General features: G+C 61.5%; 16 protein-coding genes. 8 read left to right on the top strand and 8 right to left on the bottom strand.

Translation table 11 applies throughout. The features are described from left to right. Positions 1-39 precede the first annotated feature (39 nt). Positions 40-1,074, top strand: coding sequence for a LacI family DNA-binding transcriptional regulator (locus AC1DX3_RS18620; RefSeq protein WP_476990831.1), 1,035 nt, complete (start codon positions 40-42; stop codon positions 1,072-1,074). 6 nt (positions 1,075-1,080) lie between these two features. Here the strand turns inward: AC1DX3_RS18620 and AC1DX3_RS18615 are convergent, their stop codons facing one another. Continuing rightward, a complete protein-coding gene (locus tag AC1DX3_RS18615) occupies positions 1,081-3,777 on the bottom strand; it encodes a hypothetical protein (RefSeq protein ID WP_476990830.1) in 2,697 nt (898 codons plus the stop codon). Positions 3,778-4,407: 630 nt separating this feature from the next. On the opposite strand from AC1DX3_RS18615, the gene AC1DX3_RS18610 reads away from it, so the two are divergent. The 6 genes from AC1DX3_RS18610 to AC1DX3_RS18585 all read left to right on the top strand — a co-directional run bounded on the left by AC1DX3_RS18610 (position 4,408) and on the right by AC1DX3_RS18585 (position 14,010). Further along, complete coding sequence (locus tag AC1DX3_RS18610) at positions 4,408-7,062, top strand: glycoside hydrolase family 3 protein (protein ID WP_476990829.1); 2,655 nt, start codon at positions 4,408-4,410, stop codon at positions 7,060-7,062. A 194-nt stretch (positions 7,063-7,256) separates the two neighbouring features. Continuing rightward, a complete protein-coding gene (locus AC1DX3_RS18605; RefSeq protein WP_476990828.1) occupies positions 7,257-8,861 on the top strand; it encodes a sodium:solute symporter family transporter in 1,605 nt (534 codons plus the stop codon). Between the two features lie 105 nt (positions 8,862-8,966). Next, positions 8,967-11,342: a GH39 family glycosyl hydrolase gene (locus AC1DX3_RS18600; RefSeq protein ID WP_476990827.1), complete on the top strand. Its 2,376-nt coding sequence runs from the start codon at positions 8,967-8,969 to the stop codon at positions 11,340-11,342. Positions 11,343-11,400: 58 nt separating this feature from the next. Continuing rightward, complete coding sequence (locus AC1DX3_RS18595) at positions 11,401-11,751, top strand: hypothetical protein (RefSeq protein WP_476990826.1); 351 nt, start codon at positions 11,401-11,403, stop codon at positions 11,749-11,751. Then, positions 11,751-12,323, top strand: a complete 573-nt coding sequence (locus AC1DX3_RS18590) for a YbhB/YbcL family Raf kinase inhibitor-like protein (RefSeq protein ID WP_476990825.1) — start codon at positions 11,751-11,753, stop codon at positions 12,321-12,323. Before AC1DX3_RS18595 ends, AC1DX3_RS18590 begins: the two co-directional genes overlap by 1 nt. 88 nt (positions 12,324-12,411) lie before the next feature. After that, positions 12,412-14,010: a winged helix-turn-helix domain-containing protein gene (locus AC1DX3_RS18585; protein ID WP_476990824.1), complete on the top strand. Its 1,599-nt coding sequence runs from the start codon at positions 12,412-12,414 to the stop codon at positions 14,008-14,010. Here the strand turns inward: AC1DX3_RS18585 and AC1DX3_RS18580 are convergent. The 5 genes from AC1DX3_RS18580 to AC1DX3_RS18560 form a co-directional block, all read right to left on the bottom strand. Then, positions 13,993-16,032 carry a TonB-dependent receptor domain-containing protein gene (locus AC1DX3_RS18580; protein WP_476990823.1) on the bottom strand — a complete coding sequence of 680 codons (2,040 nt, stop codon included), beginning with the start codon at positions 16,030-16,032 and terminating at the stop codon, positions 13,993-13,995. The genes AC1DX3_RS18585 and AC1DX3_RS18580 overlap by 18 nt on opposite strands. Positions 16,033-16,137: 105 nt before the next feature. Further along, positions 16,138-17,274 carry a PAS domain-containing sensor histidine kinase gene (locus AC1DX3_RS18575; protein WP_476990822.1) on the bottom strand — a complete coding sequence of 379 codons (1,137 nt, stop codon included), beginning with the start codon at positions 17,272-17,274 and terminating at the stop codon, positions 16,138-16,140. Continuing rightward, a complete protein-coding gene (locus AC1DX3_RS18570) occupies positions 17,275-18,009 on the bottom strand; it encodes an alpha/beta fold hydrolase (protein ID WP_476990821.1) in 735 nt (244 codons plus the stop codon). A 184-nt stretch (positions 18,010-18,193) separates the two neighbouring features. Then, complete coding sequence (locus AC1DX3_RS18565; protein ID WP_476990820.1) at positions 18,194-18,631, bottom strand: response regulator; 438 nt, start codon at positions 18,629-18,631, stop codon at positions 18,194-18,196. A gap of 12 nt (positions 18,632-18,643) precedes the next feature. Further along, entirely contained in the window at positions 18,644-18,832 is a 189-nt protein-coding gene (locus tag AC1DX3_RS18560; protein WP_476990819.1) for an ATP-binding protein, read from the bottom strand. Here AC1DX3_RS18560 and AC1DX3_RS18555 point away from each other — a divergent pair. Beyond that, positions 18,819-19,166 carry a response regulator gene (locus AC1DX3_RS18555; RefSeq protein ID WP_476990818.1) on the top strand — a complete coding sequence of 116 codons (348 nt, stop codon included), beginning with the start codon at positions 18,819-18,821 and terminating at the stop codon, positions 19,164-19,166. The genes AC1DX3_RS18560 and AC1DX3_RS18555 overlap by 14 nt on opposite strands. Before the next feature lie 113 nt (positions 19,167-19,279). Here AC1DX3_RS18555 and AC1DX3_RS18550 read toward each other — a convergent pair whose 3' ends face one another. Continuing rightward, a complete protein-coding gene (locus tag AC1DX3_RS18550; protein ID WP_476990817.1) occupies positions 19,280-20,731 on the bottom strand; it encodes a PepSY-associated TM helix domain-containing protein in 1,452 nt (483 codons plus the stop codon). Further along, positions 20,728-21,333: a hypothetical protein gene (locus AC1DX3_RS18545; protein WP_476990816.1), complete on the bottom strand. Its 606-nt coding sequence runs from the start codon at positions 21,331-21,333 to the stop codon at positions 20,728-20,730. Before AC1DX3_RS18545 ends, AC1DX3_RS18550 begins: the two co-directional genes overlap by 4 nt.

The raw sequence follows: 21,333 nt of genomic DNA, 5'->3' as shown, positions 1-21,333 counted from the left end.
CGGGTGACGCAAATCAAAGCTCCGCCACTTAAGACTCCGATGGCGCCAAACGCCGTTTCCACCATCAATGATGTGGCGCGGCTGGCGGGTGTGTCGATCAAGACCGTGTCGCGCGTCATGAACAATGAGCCGAATGTGCGTGAGGAAACCCGCGCCAAGGTCAAGGAAGCCTCGAACCTCCTGCATTACCGGCCGAACCTGCTGGCGCGCTCGCTGGCCGGGTCGCGCAGTTTCCTGATCGGCCTGTTTTACGACAACCCGGTCGCCAGCTATATCCAGGACATGCAGCACGGGGTCATCAAGCGTTGTCGTGAGACCGGCTATCACCTGCTGGCCGAGCCGCAGGATTCGACGGCGCCGGACCTGGAACGCGCCATTTCGGGCCTGTTGGCCACCATAAGGTTGGATGGGGTCATCCTGACGCCGCCCTTGTGCGACATGGCCGTGGTGTTACAGGCCGTCGAGGCCGCCGGCGTGCCCTATGTCCGGGTATCGCCGCATCTTTATCCGCAGCGTTCGGCCAGCGTCCATATGGACGACAGCCTGGCCGCCTATGAGATGACCCAGCATCTGATCCGCCTGGGCCACCGCGATATCGGTTTTGTCCTGGGCCATCCCGAGCACGGCGCCACCTATCTGCGCCACGAGGGCTTCCTGAAGGCCATGCGCGAAGCCGGGCTTGAGGTCCGCGCTGAATGGGTCAAGCAAGGCTATTTCAGTTTCGAGTCGGGCATCGAGGCGGCACGGCAATTGTTCGCCAAGGGCGCGCCGCGGCCGACCGCGATCTTCTCGAGCAATGACGAAATGGCGTTTGGCGTCATGGCGCACGCGCAACAGGCCGGCGTACGGATTCCCGATGAGGTTTCGGTGGTCGGATTCGACGATACGCCCGGTTCTCTGCTGATCTGGCCGCACCTGACGACCATCCGCCAGCCAGTCTCCGAGCTGGCCTATGCGGCGGCGGATATCCTGTTGTCGCGTAATAATGGCGATGACGATGCGCCGAAGTTCGCCCAGACCAGCCGGCTATTGCCGTTTGAACTGGTCACGCGGGATTCGGCGAAGGCGGTCTAAAACGACCTAAAAGATCGTGTGGGCGTTGACGTCGGCTACGGTGGCGGCCACCACGGTGATGGTGTTCCCGCTGCCGAAATTTATCACGACATTGCCACCCGATTGCGTCACCGTATGCGATACCGCGTGGTAGGCGCTGACATTGATGGTGTCCGCCGTGGTGAAATCGGTGATGGTATCGGCGCCACTGCTGGTATTGAACAGAAAGATGTCGGCGCCGTTGCCGCCGGTGAAGCTGTTATTGCCGGTATTGCCGATCAATGTATTGGCCTTTGTGTTGCCGGTGGCGTTTATATTAGCGCCTCCGGTCAGGGCCAGGGTCTCAACAAAGCGACCGCTCAACGAATAGGTCACTGTCGAATAGATAATGTCGGTGCCTTCGGTGTCGGCTTCGGTGACGACGTCGCCAGTATCGTCGACATAGTAGGTGTCGTTGCCCTGGCCGCCGATCATGGTGTCGGCGCCGGTCTGACCGTCCAGCACGTTGTTACCGGCATTACCGGTTAGGCCATTGGCTCCGCTGTTGCCGGTGGCGTTGAAATTGCCGGTGCCGGTGAGGATGAGGTTTTCGAGATTGGCACCCAGTGCGTAGCTGAGACCGGCGCGCACGGTATCGGTGCCCTGGCCTGCCAGTTCAGTCACGACATCGCTGGCGACATCGACCCAATAGGTGTCATTGCCAAGGCCGCCGATCATGGTGTCGGCACCGGCCTTGCCATCGATCAGATTGTCGAGACGGTTGCCGGTAATTGTGTTGTCGAGGGCGTTGCCATTGCCGGTAATGGCTGAGCCGGTCAGGACGAGGTCTTCGACATAGCCTGTCAGGGTGTAGCTGACTGAAGCGAACACGACGTCGTCGCCGCCTGAGGCATTGGAAGATTCGGTCACGATATCGCTGGCGTCGTCTACATAATAGGTGTCGTCGCCGAGGCTACCCGCCATAGAATCGGCGCCGCCACCGCCATTCAGAACATTTTCCAGGCTGTCGCCCGTGAGGACATCATTACCCAGCGAGCCGGTAAGGTTCTCGATGCAGTAAAAATGCGTCTTGTACCCGCCCTGATTGGCTATGCCGGTAACCAGGTTTAGGGTAGCGGCGGTTTCCAAGCCGGCGGCGCTGTAGGTGTCGTCGCCTGCGTCGCCATAGACCTTGTCGGCCCCGGTCGAGGAGATGAAGGTGTCGTCGCCATTACCGCCATAAGCCAGGTCGTTGCCGTTGCCGGCCTGGATTATGTCATTTCCACCCTGACCTTCGATATAGTCGTCCCCCGCGCCACCCGACAGGGCATTGCCGCCGGCATTGCCGATCAGGGTGTTGTCCGCGGCATTGCCCGTGCCGGTGAGCGGTGACAGGCCCATCAGCATCAGGTTCTCGAGCCCCTCGCCCAAAGTATAGTTGACATAGGTCTGGACCGTATCGTTACCCCCGTCCGGGTCTTCCCAGATCTTATCGCCGGCAGTGTTGGCGACGTAAGTGTCGTCGCCGTAACCGCCGTACATGGCATCACTGCCCGAGCCGCCATCGAGGATGTCGGCGTCGCCGGTGCCGTAGAGGATCTGATTTCCGACCAGGGTATCGGCATAATGATAGGTGCGCGAATAAAGTTGGCCATAATCGCCATTGCCGAGGTCGTTCCAGGTTACCACATAGCCGCCGTCCTCCAATCCGGCAATCCGGGCGTGGCTTTGCTCGCCCGCTACATCAATGGTGTTGACGTGCTGCTCGGGACCGACCTTGTGACCGTCGGCATCGAACCTCTGGCTGCGAATATTGAGCCCGGTGCCGTCGCTGTCGCCATTGGTCCAAACGATGGCGAAGCCGCCGTCGCTTAGGATCGCGATGTCCGGTGATTCCTGCGAACCGGCCGCGGCCGAGACCAGGATAGAGTCGCCGATAAGTCCTCCGTCATCGCCGACCAACTGGGCATGGACAGCAGCGCTGGCGCCACTACCCTCTTGCCAAGTTATGACATAGCCGCCAGTGGGCATGGCTACAATGACGAGCGCGGTTCGGTTGACGCCGCCGCTTGGCATCAGAATGCTTTCGACGGCCAAGGGTGTCCGATCGGCAGCAAAAATGCGCGTATAGATGTTATAAAAGCCGTCACTGCCGATACCGGCCCAGGCGGCGACGATCTGTCCGTTGTCCAGCCCGGCCACGGTCGGGTCGATTGGCGTATTCCCCAGGGTGTCGACACGCGCTGAACCGTACCAACTGCCATTTGAATTCAGCGTCGCGAGGTACATGCCGGCGGCCGTACTGTTGTTGGCTGTGCGAACGTTCACCAGGGTGGCGGCACCGCCGGATAGCGTGGTCGTCGACGCGGTCTGATCGGCATAGTAGCTGTACAGGACTCCGCCGCCGGACTGCTCATCGGCGGCGTTGAAGACCAGAGTGCGCAGGGCTTGGTTCGTCGCGGTGGTGGCGCTGACATAGGTCAACGCGTATCTGCCATCGGCGAGGGTTGTCACACTTGGAAGGGTTTCCAGGTTCTCCTGATCGAAAATGTTGACGGCCGCGCCGCGGGGACTGCCATCGGCGTTGAAGTGTCGAGCGACGATGCCGTTGGAATAAACATTCGATGTCGACCAGATGACAACATATGAGCCGTCGGTCAGGGTGGTTACGTCGCTGCTGTTGGGGTGATAATCGAAGATGGCGCCGACCTCGTATTCCGGGGTAGGGTTCAATATGCTGGTCATGGCGTTATTCCCTTGTGGTCGATTTCCCCGAGCGGGCAAAGGCTACCACGACGACGGTCAAACGCAACGAGGATGCAACCGTGTTATCCGAAAAGTGATGCGCCGGGTTTGCGAAAGGTTTGGCAGGCTTAGAAGCAAAAAAAACCCGACGGTGCACGAAGCTCCGTCGGGACTTAAGGCCAGTGCCTTCCAAATAATGCCACATTTAAGAAGGCGCTTTAAAACCACTAAGTGACACGGCTGTGAAAAAGGGAAAGAAGCCGGGCCGCCAGGACGTGATTTTAAAAACAGACCCGATACAAAACGCCACAAGGACGTACCGCACCGGGAAACAGGGTAGGACCTGTATATGGCAAATCTGACAACGCTGTCAAATAAATAATGAAACCAAATATATTATTGCGGTGCACATCAAAAATACTGCACTTGCGAAAGGTTTCGCGCAAATCACGACGTGGCTTGACGCTGCGTGATAGCGCTGTCATTGAATTTCACCATAACCTCTGACGTCACAGTCAAAAGAGGATGTAGGGGCCGGGGGCTTGCACGCACAAGACGCGCGACTTTTTGTCTGCTACATAGTCGAAAAAGAAATGTTGGGAAGTTAAAGAACCTATGTCCAGGAGCCTCATGTCCGCCCCGTTTAAATCCACCTTGAAGCTTGGGGTCGCCCTGAGTGTCATGTTGTCCCTGGCTATGACCGGGACCATGGCCGAGGCGAAGAAGCCGCATAAGGCTGCTGCCCACAAGACGGTACATAAGGCGGTTAAAAAATCGACCAGGAAGGCGAGCCGCAAGGCGCCGGTTAAAAAGGCCGTGGCAAAGAAAGCGGTAACGCCGGCCATCATCGCCGTCGATCCGGCCTGGCCGAAACTGGGCGATGCTGGCCTGATCACGCCCGAGACCGAGGCCCAGATCACCGACATCATGAGCAAGATGACGCTGGAGGAAAAGGTCGGCCAGACCATCCAGGCCGATATCAACTTCATTACCCCTGAAGATCTCAAGACCTATCCGATCGGCTCGATCCTGGCCGGCGGCAATTCGGCACCGCAGAAGAACGAGCGCGCCACGCCCGACGCCTGGTTGAAGCTGGCCGACGACTATTGGCGTGCCGCGCTGGAACGCCCGACCAATGCGCCGATCCCGGTTTTGTTCGGCATTGACGCCGTCCACGGCCATTCGAACCTGGTCGGTGCGGTCATCTTCCCGCACAATGTTGGCTTAGGCGCCATGCACGATCCGGACCTGATCGAAAAGATCGGTGAGGTCACGGCCGATGAGATGTCTCTGGCCGGGGTCGACTGGACGTTTGCACCGACGGTCGCCGTGGCGCGCGACAAGCGCTGGGGCCGGAGTTACGAGTCTTATTCGGAAAACCCCGCCGACGTCGCCGCCTATTCCGGTATGATGGTCGAGGGACTGCAAGGGCCGGACGGCGGCAAGGACGGTATCAAGCCCGGCCATATCATGTCGACGGCCAAGCACTTTTTGGGCGACGGCGGCACCCAGGATGGTAAGGATCAAGGCGATACCGAGGTCACTGAAGCGGATTTGGCGCGCATCCATGGCGCCGGTTATCCGCCGGCTATCCGTGCCGGCACGCTGTCGGTCATGGCGTCGTTTTCGTCGTGGAACGGCCAGAAGATGGCCGGCAATAAACGCCTGATCACCGGCGCGTTGAAGCAGCGCATGCATTTCGACGGCTTCGTCATCACCGACTGGAACGCGCAAGGCCAGGTGCCGGGCTGCGCCACGGACGATTGCCCAGCGGCGATGAATGCCGGCATCGACATGTTCATGGCGCCCGACGGCTGGAAGGGCATGTTCGACCACACCCTGGCAGAAGTGAAGTCCGGTGTGATCCCGCAGGCGCGTTTGGACGACGCCGTCCGCCGTATCCTGCGCGCCAAGATCAAGGGCGGGCTGTTTACGTTGGGCGCGCCGCTCGACCGTCCGCTGGCCGGCCATTGGGAAAACCTCGGTTCGGCCGAACACCGCGCCGTCGCCCGTCAAGCCGTGCGCGAATCCCTGGTCCTGATCAAGAACGAGAACCACATCCTGCCGCTCGATCCGGCGGCCCATATTTTGGTTACCGGTTCCGGCGCCAACGATATCGGCAAACAGGCCGGCGGCTGGACCATTACCTGGCAGGGCACCGGCAATACCAATGCCGATTTCCCCAACGGTGAATCGATCTGGCAAGGCTTCGAGGAAGCGGTCGAACAAGCCGGCGGCACCGCGTCGTGGAGCGAGGATGGCGTCTATAAGGAAAAGCCCGATGTCGCCGTCGTCGTTATCGGCGAAGATCCTTACGCCGAATTCCAGGGTGATCGCAGCAATCTCGATTATCAGACCGGCGACCGCACCGACCTGGCCCTGATCGAAAAGTTGAAGAAGCAGGGCGTCCCCGTCGTCACCGTCTTCCTGTCGGGACGGCCGTTGTGGACCAATCCCGAGATCAATGCATCGGACGCCTTTGTCGAAGCCTGGCTGCCGGGGACCGAAGGCGGTGGCGTCGCCGACGTTCTGGTCGGCGATCTCAACAAGCAGGCGCGTTACGATTTCCGCGGCAAGCTGACCTTCTCGTGGCCGAAATATGCCAATCAGGGGCCGCTCAATGTCGGCACTGCCGATTATGATCCGCAATTCGCCTATGGCTACGGCCTAACCTACGAGGACAGCGGCGACGTGCCGCGCCTGTCGGAAGATTCCGGCCTCAAGGACGTCGCCGTGACCAATGTCGACACCTATTTCGCCGCCGGCCGCGTCAAGGCGCCATGGCAGCTTAACCTGATCGACGCCAATGGTTCCGCACAGGGCGACCACGATCCGTTCAGTAGCCCTGGCGGCATGGTCATGCAAAACCCGGTCGACGCCGGCAAGCAGGAGGCCGGCCGCTCGCTGGTCTTTACCGGCACCGGCCCCGGCGAAGCCGCCTTCAGCGGCACGCCGGTCGATCTCAGCCGCCAGACCACGGGCAAGATGACGGTCGGCCTGACCTACCGGTTGGATGCGCCTCTGCAGGGGCCGGTCTATATGGCCATGGGCGAGACACTGGATACGACGCACAAGATCGACGTGTCATCGGTGATGACGGCGCCGGTCGGCGAATGGGCGACCTTGAAGATTACGCTCGATTGTTTTGTGGCGGCCGGTGTCGATCCGAAGGCGATCGGCGTGCCGTTCGCCCTGAGCTCCGGCGCACCGCTGAGCATCAGCTATAGCGGCGTCAAGCTGGCTTCGGACGAGGGCGATGCGACCTGCCCGGCGACGGGCCAATGAGGACGGGCCAGTAGATTAGATAAGACACTCCATTGCCCGCGTAATGGCGGTGGGGTGTCTTACTGAACCATACGACCGGCGCCAAGCCGGCGGAATAACGGCGTCACGAACAGGGCAATTGATTCAGGCGCAAACCTGTGTCATTTGTATGATAATTGAGCCAAGCCCAAATGGGCGCATCCTCAGGGGAGACCATGCCTAATCTGACCCAATTCCTGCCATCGAGCAGTTTTCTGTCGAGTATCGACATCTGGATCGTGCTGTTTTACGCCGTATCCATCTTCGTCCTGGCCCAGATCGTCGGGCGCCGCAAGGCCGACGAAGCCGTCACCACCAACGGCTATTTCCTGGCCGGCAACCACCTGCCGTGGTGGGCTATCGGTGCTTCGCTGATCGCCGCCAACATCTCCGCCGAACAGATCATCGGCATGTCCGGTTCGGGCTACCGCATCGGCCTGGCCATCGCCTCCTATGAATGGATGGCGGCCATCACCCTGATTATCGTCGGCAAGTTTTTCCTGCCGGTCTTCCTGAAAAACGGCATCCAGACCATGCCGGGCTTCCTGCAAACCCGCTTCGGGCCCAGCGTGAAGTACTTGATGGCCATCTTCTGGCTGCTGCTCTACGTCTTCGTCAACCTGACCTCGATCTTGTGGCTGGGCGGTACGGCGGTCACTACGGTCACCGGCATCGATCCTTTCACCGTCCTTGTGGGACTGGGCATCTTCGCCCTGTTGTACCAGATATCGGGTGGTCTGAAGGCCGTGGCCATGACCGATATCGTTCAGGTCACGTTGCTGGTGCTGGGCGGTTTAATCATCGTCGCCATCACCCTTACCAAGATCGGCGGCGCCGACAACTTCGGTGCGGCGATTTCCGGCTTCAATACCATTCGCGAAAAGTTCCCCGAACACTTCCACATGATCCTCGACAAGACGTCGCCCTTCTACAAGGACCTCCCGGGCATCGCCGTCCTGGTCGGCGGCATGTGGATCATGAACATCTCCTATTGGGGCTTCAATCAATACATCATCCAGCGCGCCCTGGCCGCCAAGAATATCGGTGAAGCACAAAAGGGCATCGCCTTTGCCGCCTATCTCAAGCTTCTGATGCCGCTGATCGTCGTCGTTCCGGGCATGGCCGCCCTGATCCTGTCGCCCAACTTGGCCGTTGCCGACCACGCCTATCCGGAAATGATGAAGCTGCTGCCGACGGGTCTCCTGGGTCTCGTTTTCGTCGCCCTGACCTTCGCGGTCATCTCGTCGACGGCCTCCAAGATCAACTCGATCGCCACCATCTTCACCATCGATATTGTGGCGCCGCTTAATCCGACCGTACCTGAAAAGACCCTTGTCAATATCGGACGGATTGCGTCGATCGTCGCCGTGGCGATCGCCATCTTCACGGCGCAACCGCTGCTCGGCAAGTCAGATCAGGCCTTCCAGTATATCCAGAACTTCACGGGCTACTTCACACCGGGCATTGTGGTTATCTTTGCCCTGGGCATGTTCTGGAAGCGTTGTTCGACCGCGGGCGCCTTTATGGCTATCCTCGGTGGCGTTTTGATCTCGGCGGTCTGGTCTTACCTGCAGCCGGACTATCCGTTCATGCTGCGCGTCGGCTGGGACTTCGTCGCCGCCCTTCTCGTCGCCATCCTGGTGTCGCTGGTGGTGCCGAACAAAAAGGAAGTCTCGACTCTGTCGCTGGAAGGCGTCAGCTTCAAGACCTCGACCGCCTTTAATATATTAGCGGTGGGTGTCATCGTCATCCTGGTCGCTTTGTATACCGTGTTTTGGTAACGCAAACGGATCGTTATTAAAGAAAGCGGCGGGGGCAACTCCGCCGCTTTTTTGTTGGACCGGACGCACGTTAGCGCTAACGTCCCGCAAAACAGGGAGATGACCATGATCCGCACTGTATGGACGACACTGGCTATAGCATGCGCCCTGGGTGGCGCCTTTGGAGCCGGCACGGCTGGCGCCGCCGAACCGGCCCGGCATATCGCCGTAGATGTCGCCCAAAGCCAGGGCGCCTTCGATCGCTTCTATGATCTGTCGGTCGGTTCCGACTATCCTGGCACCCTGATCCGCGACGACAGTCTGGGCCAATTACAGACTGTCGAGGATGAGCTCGGCTTCCGCTATGTTCGCTTCCACGCCATCTTCCACGACATCCTGGGCACCTATAAGGAGGTCGATGGCAAGCCGGTCTATGACTGGACGAAGATCGACTATCTGTATGACCACCTGCTGAAAATCGGCATCAAGCCCTTCGTCGAGCTCGGTTTTACGCCGACGGCCATGAAGACGTCGGACAACCATATCTTCTGGTGGAACGGCAATACCTCGCACCCCGATCCCGCCAAATGGGCCGCCCTAGTCGAGGCCTTCGCCCGCCATCTGGAGGAGCGCTATGGCAAGGCCGAGGTCGAATCCTGGCCGTTCGAGGTGTGGAACGAACCCAATCTCGACGGCTTCTGGGAAAAGTCCGACCAGGCCGCCTATTTCTCGCTTTACGACTCGACTGCGCGCACCTTGAAGGCCGTGGATCCGGCGCTGAAGGTGGGCGGGCCGTCAACCGCCGGCGCCGCCTGGGTTCCGGAATTCATTGCCCACGTCAAGGCGTCGGGCGCGCCGCTCGACTTCATTACCACCCATACCTATGGCGTCGACGGCGGCTTCCTCGATGAGGCCGGCCAGAGCGACACCAAGCTGTCGCCGTCGCCCGACGCTATTCTCGGCGATGTCCGCCGCGTTCGGGCCGAAGTGACGGCGTCGGCCATGCCCGGGCTGCCAGTCTATTTCACCGAGTGGTCGACCTCCTACACGCCGCGCGATCCGGTCCACGATTCCTATATCAGCGCACCCTATATCCTCAGCAAGCTGAAGGGCTCGCAGGGCCTTCTGCAAGGCATGAGCTACTGGACCTTCAGCGACCTGTTCGATGAGTCCGGTCCGCCGCCGACACCGTTCCATGGCGGTTTCGGTTTGCTGAACCGCGAAGGTATCCGCAAACCCGCCTTCTTTGCCTATAAATATCTCCACGAACTGGGGCCGGTGGCCCTGGCCGGCGACGCGCAGTCCTTCGTGACCCGCGACGGCGACGATGTCGCGGCCTTGGTCTGGGACTTCCGCCAGCCGGTCCAGGACAAGAGCAACCGGCCCTTCTACACCAAAATCGTGCCGACTGAGGATGTGGCGCCGGTTCAGTTCGATCTCAAGGACATGAAGCCCGGGCGCTATATCGTCACCGTCTTCCGCACCGGTTATCGCCACAACGACCCGATGAGCGCCTATATCGACATGGGTCTGCCCAAGACGCTGACACCGGAGCAGATCGACGACATGCAGGCCAAGACGCGCGACCTGCCCGAAACCACGACGACCGTCGTTGTCGGCGCCGACGGCAAGGCCAGTTACAGCGTCCCGATGCGCGCGAACGATATTGTCCTGACGCGCTTCGAACGTCTCCCCGACATGGCGGCCGCATCCACCGATACCGTACCGCTGAAAGTGCTGAGCTATAATATCCGCATCGATGTCGCCGGCKACAATCCGCGCTGGGACGAGCGCAAGGCCGCCATGGTGAAACAGATCGCCTTCTATGCGCCAGATATTTTCGGCGTTCAGGAGGCAGTCCTGCCGAACGTCGATTATCTGGCCGGGCAGCTGGGCGTCTACGATCATTACGGCGTCGGCCGCGACGATGGCGCCCAAGGCGGCGAGTCGACCTCGATTCTCTGGCGAAAGGATCGCTTCGCGACCGTCAGCACCCATACCGAATGGTGCTCGCCCACACCTTCCGTGCCGAGCCTGGGCTGGGGCGCCGCCTTCAAGCGCACCATTACGCGGGTGGTCCTCAAAGATCGCGCGAGCGGCAAATTGCTGGATGTACGCAATGTCCATTTCGACAATGTCAGCGACGAGGCGCGGCGCAACTGCGCGCTCCAGGTCGAGCACATGCCGCCTGTGGCGGGCGCCACCGCCATCGTCCTGGGCGATCTCAATTCCGATCCTTCGACGGCCGCCTATCAGACCTTCACCGCGGCCGAATCCGGGTTGAATGACGCCCGTGTGGTGGCCAGGGTCGAGTTCGGACCGCAATCGACCTTCAACGGTTTCGATACGACCAAGGACAGCGGCAAGAATATCGACCATGTCTTTGTGCCAAAGGGCCTGACGGTATCGCGTTACGCCGTTCTCACCGACACCATGGGCGGCCGTGCGATTTCCGATCACTATCCGGTGTTGGCCGAGCTCGCCCTGCCGCTTTCCCATTGATTCTTTACGGCGATTTGGCGAGGTTCCTCGCCGCTGGGGCGCAGCGAGGTACATCCCCATGGTCAAGACCGCCGATAAAGACAAGCCCGATAAGGATAAGGACGTGCGTTATGGACACGTCAAATCCAAAGCCGACATCGATAAGATTTTCAGCGAGATACGCGAGGACATCGTCCAGGCCAGGAGCCGCGAAGCTCTGACCGAGCTCTATCGCCGCGCCGGTTATCTCATCACCTTGACCTATGCCAAATCGTGGGAGCAGCACCTGGGCGACAAGGCCGCCGGCGTGCGCCATGAAGCCGAAGAGGATTTCCGCAAAACCGCCAGGTTGATCAACGACCGAGCCGCCAGGATCGGTATCAAAGCCGACTATGACGAGGCCTGGGGCAAGATGAAGGAGCGTGCGTGATGTTTACCCTGAGAGTCGATGGCATCAATAATGGACTGCCGATCCCCGAAACCTATGCCACCAGCGTGCCGGACGGCTCCGGCGCCGTGAAACCGGGCCGCAACAATCGTCCGGCCTTTTTCTGGAGCGATCCGCCCGAAGGCACTCAAGCATTCGCCGTCATGGTGGTCGACCGCGACGTGCCGGCGGATTTCTCCGATGCCAATCAACCGGGCCGGACCATCCCGGCCGATTCGCCGCGGCGATCGTTTTATCACTGGCTGCTGAGCGATATTTCGGGCGACACGACGCGTATCAGCGAGAGCGAAATGCCGGAAGGGATTATGGGCGCCAATGACTTTGGCGACCGCGCTCAGGGCAAGGGCGGTTATGACGGCCCCAGCCCGCCGTGGAATGATGAGCGCGTCCACCGTTACCACTATATCGTCTATGCGCTGGACACACGGTCGCTGCGTTTGAAGCCGGGCTTCCATGGCGATGAGATGCAAGCGGCGCTGAAAGGCCATGTGCTGGGCACGGCGCAGGTCATCGGCACCTATACGACCAATGCCCGGTTGGCCCAGCACGTCTGAGGGCGCAGCGCTTGAACCCTGCCCGGAAATCTCTACACTCGCTGCGATAACGCAATGAGGCGGGATGGAAGAGGCACGGGTAACGGTCATGCGCTTCAGGGGGATCGAAATCGACCCCGCGCGCAATCGTGTCGTCAGAAATGGCGTGGCACTCACGATCGAGCCCAAGCCGATGGAGGTGCTGTGCGTGCTGGCGCGGCGAAACGGCGAGGTCGTGTCGCGCCAGGAGCTGATCGATGCCGTGTGGGGCGTCACCTTTGGCGGCGACGAAAGCCTGACCCGAGCCATCTCGATCCTGCGCAAGGTGCTCAAATCCGCCGGCGACGATCCGGAGGTGATCCGGACGATCTCCAAGCGCGGCTATGTTTTTGCGGCGGAGCCGGAAGACGCCGTCGTGCCGGCGGCAGCGACACAGCGACCTCGCCGGTTCTGGCCATGGCTCGGGCTGGCGGCGGCCGTCCTATTGGCGGTGATCGGCCTTGTCGTCTGGCATTCGCTGCCGCCGCCGGTCTCCGCCATCGAAGGTATTGTCGTCATGGTCAAGCCGCTGGACGGCGACGCGGCCCCGGCCGCTGTGGCGACCAACGACCTGACGGCAGCTCTGGCGCGCTTCGACCAGATCCGCGTGCGCAAGTTTGACGCCGCTCGCCCGGATACACGCCACGACTACGTCTACGTCGTTGCCGGCACGATCAAGAGCGGGGATGGCCGCACCCGCATCGCTGTCCAGGTTCAGGACTATGCCAGCGGCGACACCCTGTGGTCAGGCAGCGAGACCTATGCCGGGGAAGCTGGCCACGACGGCGCCATTTCCGCCCTGTCGGCCCAGCTCGAACCCGCCGTGCTGCAAATCACCAAGACGAGGGTGCAGAAAAAGCCGGCGATCACGCTGAGCCCCTGGGAACTGGTTCTGCTCGGCACCTGGGTGCCCGGCGCCGACCGGGAATGGCAGGGGCCACCGACGGATAATTCCTATTGGGTGTGGGACCGGGCGATCGCCAAGGACCCCGATTTCGCCCTGGCCCACGCCAGCCTGGCCCAGGTCATGGCCAATTTCGCCCTGTTCGACCCGCCATCCGATACGGCCACCCATGCCGAGCGCGCGGCAAAGAGCGCTGACCGCGCCCTGCAACTGGCGCCCTATGATGCCGGTGTCCTGTATCAGATCGCCCTCTACGACAGATATGCCGGCCGGCGCGACGCGGCCGTGGCGACCCTGAAACATGTCGTCGCGCTGGAACCCGATAATCTGACGGCGCAGATCGAGTTGGCTTTTGCGCAAGGCCAGTGCATGGCAGCGAGTGGCGACGCCATCGCGCGGCTGAAGGCGCTGGACGACACCATGCCGCCGTCCGATCCGCGCCATTGGGTGATCCTGTCGCGCCAGGCCGACCTGGCCCTGGGCAGCGGCGACTATCGCGCGGCCGCGGACTATGCCCGCCGTTCGCGCCAGATCGTGCGCCAGATGTGGTCATCGATCACCCTGGCGGCGGCGGATGCCGAACTGGGTCAGACGGCGGAAGCGCGTGAGGTCGGGATGGAGCACCAGGGTCAGTGGCCGCATCTCGATTACAATCGCTTCGCCGACGGCAATTTGACGCGCTGGTGCTATGGCGGCGATACGCGTCACGCGGCCGACGCCTTTCACAAATTGGGGCGGATCATTGCCTCAAAATCCCCGGCTTAGGGTGACGTTCAGCCAACGCTTGGGATGCTGGGTCTGGATTTCCGTACGGTCGAGGGCGCCGGTGCGGTCGGGCAGGTAGAAAGATCGCCGGCGCAACCCGGCGGCATCGGTCGCCGAGTTGAGCGTCACCCGCAAGGTAAAGGCGCCGAGCCGGCTGCGTTCGATATAGAGGTTGAGCATCGGGCTGACCCGCGCCGCGTCGACGCCGGCGAAGCGGTATTTGGTCAGATAGTCCGTATCTATATGGTCGAAGCCCCAGGCGAGGTGATGCTTCGGGAAATCCTGCCGGAAAGTGATGGTGTCGCTGTAGGTCGGAAGGTTCGACAGGGGACGTGGCCGGCCGGTGACCGGGTCGGTGACGCGGCTATCCTGGCGCATCAGGTTCAGGGTCACGGACGCCTTGGGCAACAGCCGGTCGAGCGGCAGGGTCAGGTTGGCGCTGATGCCGTCGATGCGGCCTTTGCCGATATTGCCGGGCGCGTCATAGGTGACACCGTCCTGGCTCACCGGCACCAGATCGGCGGTGTCGGTCAGGGCATAGTGATAGAGTTTGACGCTGAGCGCCGTGCGCGGGCCGAAATGCCAGTCGCCACTGAGTTCGGTGCGCCACGAAGTCTGCGGGCGAAGGTCGGGATTGCCGCCGTTGAGCACCGAATCCTTCAGCGATTCCGCCGACAGGAAGTCGTTGAAATCAATCTGGTCGACGTCGCGATAGGTGTGCAAAACCAGCTGATTGCCGCCACCGATCCGTCGCGTCACGGTCAGGGACGGTTTGAGATAGGCGAGGTGCACGACCTGATTGGTGTCGCCACGGAAGGTCAGGGTGGAGGCTTCGCGCGTCAATCGCGCCTCAAGGGCGAGATTGCTCGACAGGTCGCGGACATAGCTGGCATAGAGCTCGCTGCGGTCTTCAACGATGCGCGAATTGGAGTCGGGCACCGGGATGGGATAGGTGACGCCGCCCGCCGCGAAGGTGAGGACCAGGGCGCCGTCCATGCTGTTGCGCGCCGCTTCGCCGCCCAGTTCGAGATGGCTGGCGGCGGACAGGTCGCGCGTCATCTGGCCGCGAAGGATGGTTTCGCCGCTTTGGCGATCGAGGCCCTGATGGAAGATCGAAGCGATGCCGGCGTCGGGTGCGATCTGGCTGGCCGTCACGCCGCTGAAGAAATGTTTGCGATTAAGAAAGCCCGACAGGTTGAGACGCCATGGGCCCAGAGCGCGTTCATATTGGCCGCCCAGCTCGTAGACCGCCGTGGTCTCGGTATAGGGCGTCACCTGGCCGCCGAGCGAGGTACCGACGGCAGATTCGTTCCAGCGCCGGGTGTCCTCGTGATAGCGCGAATACATGGCCTGGCCGGTCAGGCTGAGCAGGCCGCCGGCAAGCGGGCGGCTGGCCTGGCCGTTGAGCTTGGCTTCGTAATAGATGCGCGGGGAATGCTCTGTGCCTGTGTTGAGAAGGGCGCCAGCGGCGTCCAGGTTCGTGCAGTCGCTCACCTGGTCGCGCACAAGGCTGTAGGTCGAGGCGCCCAGGCTGTAGCTCATCACGCCGTGGCGGCCGGTCCAGCTGATAAAGCCGTTGGGTGCGGCGCGGTGGCGGTTGGCGTATTCGGTGCCGGCCGAGGCATAGCCGCTGCCGGTCGAGGCAACGCGAACGACATTGGCCAGGACAGGCTCGCCCGACGGATCGCCGGCGACGGCATCGCCGGACAAGACTTCGATGCGCAGGACCTGGGCCGCCGGGATCAGTTTGAGCACGTCTTCGAGAGTCTGGTTCTTGATGATGGGCCGCTGGCCGTCGATCAGGACGTCGCCCAGCGCTCCGGAAAACCCGCGCCGGTCACTGCCGTTCTTGAGTGTAAAGCCGGGCGTATGAACGATCATGTCGAGCGCGGTTTGCGGGGCATAGCCGGCATAGAAACCGGCCGGGTACACGCCGCCGGATGGGGCTTCCGCATGGGTGGGGACGGCTGTGGCCATGGCGGCGACGAGCCACAGGAGGTGAAGGCGGGAGGGTGCGGTCATGAAATCTGCCTAGGTGTCGTGGACGATGACGACAGAGTGGCAGGGGCAGAGCGGCAAAGCCTGACGGATGCCATGACTTTGGGTGATGGAAATCTGATGTTTGGGTTAGCACGCCGGGTTTGCGATCGGCATACGGAAGGTAAAGCGCGTTTGCACCGGCGACGACGTGGCCGACAGGGTCCCGCCATGGGCGCGGGCAATCTCGGAAGAAATATACAGCCCGAGGCCCAAGCCGTTTTGGCTGGGCCGGACCTCTTCGCGTGTAAACGGGTCGAACAGGCGTTCCAGCGCTTCGGGAGGGATCGGCCTGCCCGCATTGGCCACCGACATTTCAAAACCTTCGGGAGCTATCGTGGTGCGGACCACGATCGGACCGTCGGCCGAGCCATGGGTGATGGCGTTGGCGAGCAGGTTCGACAACAGCTGCGACAGCCGGGCGACATCGCAAACCACGGCCAGCCGATCGTCGAAGTCGGTCTCTATCCTTCGTTCGGGCCAGGTCGTGCGCAATTCGTCGACGACATGCAACAGGACCGGCGCCATGTCGGTTTCTTTTAAGTCGAGCGTCATGCCGCCACCCAGGCGGCCGCGGGCGAAATTCATAATGTCGTTGATCAACAGGGCCATGCGCTCGCTGCTTTTTTGCGCCAGGCTCAAGACGCTGCGCGCCTTGTCGTTCGGCAAGAGGGCTGACAACAGGGTCAAACTGGCGGTAATGGCGCTCAACGGGTTGCGCAGGTCGTGGCCAAGCACGGCGATGAATTGTTCGCGCAGAACCGACTCTTCACGTTCTTTAAACAGTGAGCTTTCGGCCAAGGTCCGGGCATCGCGCAGGTTTTGTTCGTAGAGACGCCGGTCTGTCGCCTTGAAAAGGGTATAACGGATGAAGAGCGGCACCTGGTCGATATCGCGGCGTTCCATGGCATTGGCCAAGACGGGGAAGCGTTCCGCGCCATTGAAAGACAATTCGAGCGCGACTTCGTCGAAAAAGCCCTGCATCCGCAGCAGCGGCCCGAGATGAGTCTCGTAATAGATTTTTCCTCCGATCGTCAGGAGATCGGAAAACCTTTTGCCGGCCAGATCCGGGACGGAACAGCCGAACCAGGCGGCCAGACGGGCATTGGCGCGCATGATCTCGCCACGCGGATTGGCAATAAGGTAACCGCACAAGGCGTTGTCGAAGAAATCGTCGAAATCTTCCGCTTCCGGCGCGGCTGCGCCGTGGTCGTTCGAACCCGGCATTTATGCAAACGCCTTGATGGCGGCAATGGTTTCTTCGGGCGCGCTGAGATTGGGGCAATGACCGGTGGCCGCCATGATGACCAATGTGCTGTTCGGCATATGGCGGTGGACATATTCGCCGACGCTTTCGGGCGCGATGACATCGTTGGAACACTGCAGGATAAGCGTCGGTATGTCGGTCGTGGCCAGGATGTCCCGGCTGTCCGACAGGAAGGTGGTGCGTGCAAAATGCTTGGCGATATCGGGATCGGTGCGGCAAAAACTATTGCTCAGTTCGTCGCTCAGGTCCGGACGATCGGGATTGCCCATGATGACCGGTGCCATGGCCATGGACCATCCCATGTGATTGTTATCGAGGGATTCCAGCAGTTCGTCGATCTGTGCGCGCGTGAATCCGCCTGTATAGTCGCCGTCATTAATGTAGGACGGCGAAGGGCCGACCAGGATGAGTTTGCTGAAAAGCTCGGGTGCCTTGGCCGCGGCGATGATCCCGAGCATCGAACTGACGGAGTGGCCGACGAAAATGGCATGTCTCAGGCCCAGTTCGCGACCGATCTCGACAATGTCGTCGGCATAGCCTTCGAGGCTGTCGTACTTAGCATAATTGTAGGCGGCGAGATCGGACTGGCCGGCGCCAACATGGTCGAACACAATGCATTTGTGGCTGTCTTCGAAGGCCGGTGACACAAAGCGCCACATGTTCTGGTCGCAGCCGAAACCGTGGGCGAAAAGCATGGCGGAAGCGCCTTGGCCTGTAACAGTCACGTTGTTTCGTTTCACGACATTCATGCGCAAATCCCATAGTTTCAGGGATAGTAGTCTATTGCCCGCCGTAAATAAGCAATGCCCTAAAAGCATAGCTAATGAACCGTCGCGGCTTTGGGTGCGGGCGATGTGGCCGGGGGGCATTATGTTGACGTCAAACCGGCTCAAAGAAAAGCTGCTCGATCGTCTCGACCACGTCCTTGAACGCGTCTGGATCCATGGGTTTAATGACATAGCCGCTGGCTTGAAGGTCGTTACAGCGTTTGACGTCGGCGGTGGCCTCGGAGCTCGTCATGACGACAACGGGTATGGACTTCAGCTCGGGATCTTCCTTGATGAGCATGAGAAGACTCTTGCCGCCCATTCCCGGCAGGTAGAGGTCGAGAAGGATGAGATCGGGGCGGTTCTGCCGGCTATGGGCGCCGTGACGTTTCGGCATGGCCCAGGCTTCCTCAGCTGTGCCGGCGACGGTGAAATTGTTGGCGACCCGGCCGTTCCTGAAGACGCTCAGGGCCAGCAGCTCGTCGCCGAGATTGTCTTCCACCAGCAGAATTTCGGCCTTGCGGCCATCGAGGATTACGTGATCAGCCAAGGCAGGTCTCCCTCAAGACGGTTCACCCTCGGGCAGGGTAAAGGAGATGATGGCGCCCTCATCGGGCGTTGACGACACCCAAATCCGGCCGCCGTGTTCAACAATCTTCTTGCAGACAGCCAGGCCGAGCCCCGTGCCCTTAATGGCGCCCCAAGCATGCAGGCGGCGAAAGGGTTCGAAGACCTTCTTGATAAAGGACAATCCAGGCGACGCCGTCCTCATCAAGCTGGCGTTTAAGACGGCTCGGCTACCCGGCAAGATTACAGTGGCGGGAACAGGCGAAATCGGTCTTGCTATTCTGCGCGGAGACGGCGAATTCGCTAAGGTCCGCCATCCGGATATTATTCTGCTGGACCTCAATCTGCCGCAAATGCATGGCCTGACATTTCTCAAGTTCGTCAAAAAGCGATCCGAAACTAGCGCTCATACCGGTCATTATTCTCAGCAGTTCCAGTGCGGAACACGAGGTCATCGCCGCCTATGCCGGCCAGGCCAGCGGCTTTATCACCAAGCCGATCAGTCTCGACGACTATGACGAGATCGTGGCCAGCATCGGCTCGTACTGGTTCAAGCTGGTGCAGACGCCCACCACCTACGACACAGGCGACGAAATGCGGCCGGCCAGAACCGGCACCTCGGGCTGACTGGTCAAGCCCGCTTGGTGGGTAACAGACATACCGAGGCCACGGCCAGGAAGGCGATGCCGGGCCACAGGCCGGCGGTTGAAACGGCCGCCGCGCCGAACCTCACGGCATGGATGGCGAGCATAGCGATGAGGGCGACGCCGAGCGCCTGGCGGCCGATCGCCGAGACCTGAGCCGGCGAACGCGCTAGCAGGCCGAGCAGCGACAGGGCGGCCGTCAGACTCCAGAAGACGGGAACGAAGGGCAGGCTCAGGCCGAACCAGGCGCAGGCGGAGACGGTCATGGCCAGGGGCGCACCCCAGACGAAGCCCGTCCACGCCTTGTGCAGGCGCGGGCACGGCTTGCCCTTTTTCGCCGACTTCACCAGCCAGATATCCATGCCTGTCGTGCAGATCAGGCACAGGCCCGCTCCGAGGAGCAGATAGGTCCAGCGCACCCAAACCCCGCCGAACGAACCGAAATGCAGTTTGTACAGGCTGGCATAGATCTGCTTGCCGGCGGCGCCATCCTGCAGGCCGAGATGACCGGTCAGGTGACCGTCACGATCGAAGGTGAACTCTTCGCCATAGATCACCCGGTCCTTGATATCGGCGGTGATCGTCAGGCTCTCGTGGTCACTGCCGGGGCTGTCGATGGCGATATAGCTTGGTGTGGCGTCGGGGTGGTGGACCTTGAGCTCGGCATAGGCGGTGACGATGGCGTTTTTTGCCAGGGCGCCGTCGTGGTGAAGGGCCGGCGGTGGGCCGTAGATCGGTGCCGATGCAGCGGCCGTGTCGCCCTTATGGAAGACCGCGGCATTGGCCAGGAGGATCAGGCTGGACAGGCCGATCAAGGCGCCGGACAGGGCCATGACGATGTGAAAGGGCGCGGCCCATACGCCGATGCGGTTATGCAGGTCGGCACGTTCGAGGCGCGGTTGGGCGCGCCGCCGCCACGTAAAGGCATCCTTCAAAATGCGGGGATGCGACAACAGACCACCCAGGATCAGGGCCAGCAGGATCAGGCCAGCGAGGCCGACCACGATCATGCCGATCGACGACGGCAGATGGAGATAATAGTGCAGTTCGGTCAGGGCATTGGTCAGTTTGTGGTCGCCGTCACCGGCATAGACGCCCCTTCCGTCATAGGCGTGGACCTCGGCGCCATGGGTGACATTGAGACGCGGATTATCGTCCGTCGGCGCATAGATATAGATGCCGGTGTCCTGGGCGGTCAACCGGTGGCGTGTATCGTCCACCGCCCTTTGCACGGCCGCGCCCGAAACCGCGGTGACATCGGGCAGGTTGGGTGTCTCCCAGCGCTGAAGGTCGAGATAGAAGACCGTCACCGTGCCGCTCAGGCAGATCAGATAGAGCAGGCCGGCCATGGCGAGCCCGAGTATCTTGTGGCCGGTCAGGTTCTGCTGGACGAAGGCCGCCGGCACTTTCGGCCATATCGGTTTCCGGGAAGCTTTCATGGCCAGACCATGCCCCCGGGAATAACGACCAGGCCGGCCGCCATCAGGGTAACAAAGGTCAGGCCGGCGGCGGAGCGCCAGGGCCGGCGGCTGGCCAGCAGGATGACCAATGCCGTGGCCGCGGCCAGGGTCGAGACCAGGGCCATGCCGATCAGCCGGTCGGCATCGTCGCCCGGGACATAGGCGCACCATGCCAGGCCCATGGAGATACCGAAGGCCGGCGCGATCAGCAGGCTGCCCGTCAAACGCACGGCGACGCGCCCCCAGTATCCCGCACCCAGGGTCAGGCTGTCCGAAGCCCCCTCGTCGCGGACGCGGCCGGCCTTGACGGATTTGGCCGGTTGCGCCAGGCCATGGGCCGCGACGATAGCGAGCGCCAGGACCATGACCAGGACGGCGGCCAGGGCCAGGCCCTGATCGGCGGACACCGTCGTCGCCCATCCGCCCAGGCCCAGGGCTAACAGCGCCCAGCCGGCCGACAGGCCATGGCGCCAAAGGCCGTCGCGCGCGCCTTTGCGCCGCCAGGTGAGATAGACAGCGGCCAGCCCGAGCACGAGGCTCAGGCTGGCCGTGATTTGTAATGAAGAGGTGAGGGTGGCCAC

This window comes from Asticcacaulis sp. P2_B1 (genome assembly GCF_056404915.1).
Note: the sequence above shows the minus strand (reverse complement) of the source record. Positions and strands in the feature narration are given on the sequence as shown.